Source organism: Dehalobacter sp., assembly GCA_023667845.1.
Taxonomy (GTDB): domain Bacteria; phylum Bacillota; class Desulfitobacteriia; order Desulfitobacteriales; family Syntrophobotulaceae; genus Dehalobacter.
The window spans coordinates 41,288-47,287 of record JAMPIU010000034.1 but is presented as its reverse complement, the minus strand read 5'-3'; the positions used below and the strand labels follow the sequence as shown (position 1 = coordinate 47,287).

The window sequence follows — 6,000 nt, the reverse complement described above, 5'->3', positions numbered from 1 at the left end:
GTCAGCAGAATGTCCAAAGATACGAAAGTCAAAGAATTCATGACAAAGTTTGAGGATCTGATCTGCGGAAGTGATCAGATCACCCTGAGTGAAGCCAACGATATTATTTGGGACCATAAGCTCAATGCTTTACCTTTGATCGATAAAGACCAAAACCTTAAGTATCTGGTTTTCCGCAAAGACTATGATTCCCATAAAGAATACGAAAGGGAACTTCTGGACACCTCCAAACGGTATATTGTCGGAGCAGGGATTAATACCAGGGACTATGAAGAACGGGTGCCTGCGCTGGTCAATGCCGGAGCGGATGTTCTTTGCATTGATTCTTCCGAAGGCTTTTCGGAATGGCAAAAAAGGACGATTGATTTTATCCGCAAAAAATACGGCGAATCCGTAAAGGTGGGTGCCGGGAATGTCGTGGACCGTGAGGGATTTTTATTCCTGGCCGAAGCAGGGGCTGACTTTGTCAAAGTCGGTATTGGCGGCGGATCGATCTGTATTACCCGCGAACAAAAAGGGATAGGCCGCGGACAGGCTACCGCGTTGATTGAAGTTGCCAATGCGCGTGATGAATATTTTAAGGAAACCGGAATTTATATTCCCGTCTGCTCGGATGGCGGTATCGTCCACGATTATCATATTACGCTGGCTCTGGCGATGGGTGCCGATTTTATCATGCTTGGCCGGTATTTTTCACGTTTTGATGAGAGCCCGACGAACAAAGTCAATATCAATGGCAGCTACATGAAGGAATACTGGGGAGAAGGCTCTAACCGTGCCAGGAACTGGCAGCGCTACGATCTCGGCGGTGACGGCAAGCTTTCTTTTGAAGAAGGCGTTGACTCCTATGTGCCATACGCCGGCAGTTTAAAAGACAACGTAACCCTAAGCCTGAACAAAGTCCGTTCAACCATGAGCAACTGTGGGGTTCTGACGATACCCGAACTGCACAAAAACGCCAAACTTACGCTCGTATCCGCAACAAGCATCGTGGAAGGCGGTTCACATGACGTCCTTCTAAAGGATAACAGCTATATAAAATAAAAAATTACTTTGTTTTATTGCATGTAAACGTGACGTAATCTAACCGCTCTTCGGCTATTGCGCCCTCCTTGGCGCAAAAAGCCGCACTGCACATCCGTGTTCCGCTTGGGCGCGGTTAGATTACGTCACGTTAATTTAATATTAGGTCAAGATAATCGAATGGGTAATAATATACTGTAATGTCGTTGACGATTATGCCAAAAAAGAATTATACTTAAATATGTTATTTTGCAATTTCAAAGCTTGTCTTTCTCCAAAGGGCAGGCTTATTGGTTTGTTGGTCTATATTGAATGGTCCGTCAATGAAAAAGTTTTATATAGTCAATTTGTTTCATCACAAACAAATGTTGTCATGGTAGAACGGGAGGAGATTGAACAATGCCCATTACTGAATTGCTGGCACGCAACGCAGCGTTGTACGGCCAGGAGAAATGTCTGACCGAGATTAATCTGGATCTTCAGGAAAGCCATAACATCACCTGGAGAGAGTATGAACTGATCGAAAATAATCCGGCAGGGGAATACCGGCTGGAAATGACCTGGCGGGTCTTTGACGAGAAAGCGAACCGCATGGCGAATCTGCTGCTGAAAAGAGGCATCAAGAAAGGCGATAAAGTTGCAATTCTATTAATGAATTGCCTGGAATGGCTGCCGATTTACTTCGGTATCTTAAAATCCGGCGCCGTTGCAGTTCCCTTGAATTTTCGTTACACGGCTGAAGAAATCAAATACTGCCTGGAATTGTCCGATACAATTGCGTTGATCTTCGGACCGGAATTTATTGGCCGTGTGGAAACGATTTACGATCAAATCCCTGAAGTCAGAACGCTTTTATTTGCGGGTGAAAACCGTCCGTCTTTTGCGGAGAATTACGACCGGCTGGCAGCGAACAGTTCCTCGGAAGCACCGGAAGTTATGCTGTCTGACGATGATGATGCGGCCGTCTACTTTTCTTCCGGGACGACCGGTTTCCCGAAAGCAATCCTGCATACGCACCGGAGCTTAATGTCGGCCTGTTATACGGAACAAAAGCATCATGGACAGACCCGTGACGACAATTTCGTGTGCATACCGCCGCTTTATCACACCGGCGCCAAAATGCACTGGTTCGGCAGCCTACTCTCAAGCAGCAAAGCTGTCCTGCTGCGCGGCGTCAAACCGGAGTGGATTCTGAAGACGATCAGTGAGGAAAAAATCACCATTGCCTGGCTTCTCGTTCCGTGGGCCCAGGATATCCTGGATGCGATTGAGAGCGGTAAAGTCAAGCTGGAGGATTATGAACTCTCCCAATGGCGGCTGATGCATATCGGGGCCCAGCCGGTACCGCCCAGTCTGATTCGCCGCTGGAAAAACTATTTTCCGAACCATCTGTACGATACAAATTACGGTCTGAGTGAGTCCATTGGACCGGGTTGTGTGCATCTTGGCATAGAGAACATTCATAAAGTCGGCGCGATTGGGATACCTGGTTATCAGTGGGAAATTCAAATTACCGATGAAAACGGCTGTCCGGTTCCGCAGGGCCAGGTAGGGGAACTGAGGGTCAAAGGACCAGGTTTGATGAAATGCTATTATAATGACCCGGAAGCCACGGCCGCAGCCCTGCGAGACAGCTGGCTGCTGACCGGTGATGTGGCCAGGATGGATGAAGACGGCTTTATTTATCTGGTGGACAGGAAAAAAGATGTGATCATCAGCGGCGGCGAGAATATTTATCCGGTTCAGATTGAAGACTTTTTACGGGCGCATACGTCAATTAAAGATGTCGCCGTGATTGGTTTACCCGATCCGCGTCTCGGTGAGATTACCGCAGCAATCATCGAACTCAAACCGGGGAACAACTGTACAGAAGAAGATATCAACGTTTTCTGTGCACCGCTGCCGCGCTATAAACGTCCGCGCCGGATCATTTTCGACAAGATCCCGCGCAATCCAACCGGCAAGATTGAGAAACCGCGTTTAAGGGAAAAATACGGAGCAGCCACCCTGATTGCCGCTCAGACAGAAAATGGTCTATAATCAATGAGATGAAATAGCATCATTAATAATCATCATTGATAATCATTCATAAAAATAATCATAGCAAAAAGGAATCATCCATGAAATAAAACGAGGTGATTCACATGTTGAATGACTGTGCGCTCAATTTTCTTGTGAAAGATTTTCAGGAGAAAACTGCCGAATTGGCTCAAACTGCCATGGGTGTTCTGAAAGCGGACACGGTGATCCGGGGCGGCCGCATCATCAATGTAAATACTTGTGAAATCGAAGAGAACAAGGACATCGCGGTCAAACACGGCCGGATTGTCCTGGTTGGTGATGCCGCGCCTGCTATCGGAGAAAAAACGAAAATCATTGATGCCTCAGGCTATACACTGGCACCAGGTTTTCTGGACGGACACCTGCATGTTGAGAGCAGCATGGTCACGTTGAAGGAATTCACGAGGGCTGTCCTGCCGCAGGGAACGACATGCATTGTGATGGACCCGCATGAGATTGCCAATGTCTTCGGTCTGGAAGGCGTTAAGATGATGGTTAAAGAAGGACAGGTCATGCCGCTTAAAGTATTCGCCACTGTGCCGTCCTGTGTACCTGCTGCCCCGGGTTTTGAAGATGCCGGAGCGGTCATCGGCCCGGCTGAAATCGAGGAAGCCATGCAGGACAGCCGGATCATCGGACTCGGGGAAATGATGAATTACCCGGGAGTCATCTCTGGTGATGCGCAGGTTCATGCCGAATTAAAGGCAACGCTGAACGCCGGCAAGCCGCTTACCGGGCATTACGCTTCTGCTGATCTCGAAAAAGGATTGCAGGCTTATGCAGCAGCCGGAATCCTGTCCTGCCATGAAAGTACAACCAGGGAGGATGCCCTGGCCCGGATGCGTCTCGGTATGTATGCCAAACTACGGGAAGGCTCAGCTTGGCAGGACGTAAAGGAAACCGTCCGGGCCATTACTGAAAACAAAGTGGATTCCCGGTATGCCGTACTGGTGACGGACGATGTACATCCGCATACCCTTCTGGCCAAAGGACACCTGAATCATGTGATCCGCCAGGCGATTCGCCAGGGTGTCAATCCGGTGACGGCGATTCAAATGGCAACCCTTAATCCTGCTCAGTGTTTCGGGCTTGACCGCCATCTCGGGAGTATCTCTCCCGGCAGATGCGCAGATATTGTTTTTCTGCGTGACCTCACGGAAGTCACTGTAGAAAAAGTGATGATCGACGGGGAAATCATGGCGGAACAAGGACGGATGCTGGCTGAAATTTCGTCCGTCAGCTATCCGGAGAAGTTCCGCAGCTCCGTTCATTTGTCCCATAAACTGAAATCCGGAGACTTTATCATCAAAGCTCCGGAAGGAAGAACAACGGTCAGGGCACATGTCATCGAGATCAAAGAAGCCCAGGCCGGAACGCTTCACCGCGTGATCGAGATGGGAACAGCGCAAGGGCAGGTATGTCCTGACATTACGGCCGATATTGCCAAGGTTATGGTCCTGGAAAGGCACGGCGGCCCGGGGAATTATGGCCTCGGGTATGTGAAAGGTTTTCAGCTGAAGAGCGGGGCCGTCGCATCGACAGTGGCTCATGACAGCCATAATCTGATCATTATCGGTGTAAATGACGAGGATATGGCGCTTGCAGGCAACACACTAACTGACCTTGGCGGCGGGATGGCCGCAGTGAGAGACGGGAAAGTGCTGGTCGTACTGCCTCTGCCGATTGCCGGCTTAATGTCGGACAGACCGGTCGAAGAAGTGGCCGGAATGGTAGCTCAACTTGATGAAGCCTGGAAAGAGCTTGGATGCAGTTTGGCCTCGCCATTTATGACCATGGCGCTCTTAAGTCTGCCTGTTATTCCGGAGCTGCGCTTAACGAACCGCGGATTGATTGATTGTCTGAACTTCACATTCCTGTCTTTGCTCGAATGATTCGCTTCAATGATACGACTTCACCCAACGAACATTTCAGTGTTAGTAATCCAGGGATCTGGTCCATTTAAGAGCTTCCACGTATAAAAGCATAAAACGCTGAATACTGAGCTTGTTGATCAGGTTTTGATTCTCAACTTTGCTCCATTGCGCTTTTTCAAAGTCGATGATGAAATCCAATAAGCGCCGCTGTTTATTATCCTGCCCGAGCAAGGCCGATTTTACATGATCCGGCAGGGAAAGGTTCCGGAGAACCTGCTCCATACTTTTGTTCAGCAGGACGTCAATCGAAGAAAACATCCCGGTAAAAAAGAAGTCAGAACTGCTCGTCTTTTCTCCCAGCTCTGAATAGCGTGCAGGAACTCTTCCCGCGTTTCTATTTTTTCAGCGACAAACTTCACCTTCGTGTGAAATTTCTTGATAAGCTTACGCTGAAGTTCTTCATTTACAGCCGGGTACTCTATTTTGATGATGTCTGCTGTTTCGATTAACGGCAAGTAGCTCTGATCGAACACAAAATCGTCAAGTGCCACCAGATAACCCATTCTTCTGACCCGTTTACAGGCTTCAACGGTTAACTGCGTTACCTCTTTCCGTTCAAGTATTTCCAGCACGACATTGTGATTCAGCAGCAGTGAGGGGATATCGCTGTCAACAAGATCCTTGGAGAAATTGATAAAGGCCTTGGTATCATCCGTTAAGTCATGCATTCCAAAAACTAAAAAGGAGTTGTAGATTAACTCTACAGTGGCCTGATTATCGTCGATACCGCTAAAGCTATTGTCCTGACCTTGTCTATACAGTAGTTCATAGCCGTAGATATGCAAATTGCGGTCAAAGATAGGCTGTCTGGCAATAAAGACATCCATTGTTTATCCTCCATAACAACGAAATACATTTCCACAATTGGCCAGTACTACCATTATATTTAAGAATTACGAATAAGTAAATTGCTTAATGTATACAGAAGATGTCTTAATCAAGTGTATGCTGCCGTAAAAGATGGTTGACACATCATTATTCC

The 6,000-nt window shown here is 47.9% G+C and carries 5 protein-coding genes; 3 read left to right on the top strand and 2 right to left on the bottom strand.

Annotated elements, in window-relative coordinates:
* The 3 genes from NC238_01680 to ade all read left to right on the top strand — a co-directional run.
* Window positions 1-1,044: IMP dehydrogenase (locus NC238_01680; protein MCM1564666.1), on the top strand; the 1,044-nt coding region annotated here is incomplete at its 5' end.
* 378 nt (window positions 1,045-1,422) lie between these two features.
* The gene (locus tag NC238_01675; GenBank protein ID MCM1564665.1) at window positions 1,423-3,063 is read left to right on the top strand and encodes an acyl--CoA ligase; all 1,641 of its coding nucleotides are present in this window, start codon (window positions 1,423-1,425) and stop codon (window positions 3,061-3,063) included.
* A 104-nt stretch (window positions 3,064-3,167) separates the two neighbouring features.
* Complete coding sequence (gene ade / locus NC238_01670) at window positions 3,168-4,976, top strand: adenine deaminase (protein ID MCM1564664.1); 1,809 nt, start codon at window positions 3,168-3,170, stop codon at window positions 4,974-4,976.
* A gap of 42 nt (window positions 4,977-5,018) precedes the next feature.
* Here the strand turns inward: ade and NC238_01665 are convergent, their stop codons facing one another.
* Window positions 5,019-5,240, bottom strand: coding sequence for a hypothetical protein (locus tag NC238_01665; GenBank protein ID MCM1564663.1), 222 nt, complete (start codon window positions 5,238-5,240; stop codon window positions 5,019-5,021).
* An 8-nt stretch (window positions 5,241-5,248) separates the two neighbouring features.
* Complete coding sequence (locus tag NC238_01660) at window positions 5,249-5,845, bottom strand: hypothetical protein (protein ID MCM1564662.1); 597 nt, start codon at window positions 5,843-5,845, stop codon at window positions 5,249-5,251.
* Window positions 5,846-6,000: the final 155 nt, after the last annotated feature.